Genomic DNA, 301 nt, shown 5'->3' with positions numbered 1-301 from the left:
GCACTTAACACAAGTAAATCTCGCGTTACGATATCCCAAAGCATTCCACCTACTGTTTCACGAATTGCACTAATTGCATATGTGACCGGTAAGAACGGATAAATTGCTTGGAAGAACGCTGGTGTCATTTGAATTGGGAATGTTCCGCCCGATCCTGCTACTTGCAGTACAAGTAAAATAATCGCCATCGATTTCCCAACGTTTCCGAAAATAGAAACAAGTGAGTATACAATACAAACGAAGACTCGACCAATAAATAAACTAAATAACACAAACCAGAACTTATCGACTACGTACGTAC

At 39.9% G+C, this 301-nt stretch carries 1 protein-coding gene; it reads right to left on the bottom strand.

Annotated features, from left to right (window positions below; translation table 11 throughout):
* The coding region (locus ACSG5Z_RS30615; protein ID WP_503827190.1) for an ABC-2 transporter permease at positions 1-301 on the bottom strand (301 nt) is incomplete at both ends.

Origin of the sequence: Bacillus pretiosus, from assembly GCF_051294775.1 — a bacterium.
GTDB lineage: Bacteria > Bacillota > Bacilli > Bacillales > Bacillaceae_G > Bacillus_A > Bacillus_A wiedmannii.
This window is presented reverse-complemented; position numbering and strand designations above follow the sequence as displayed.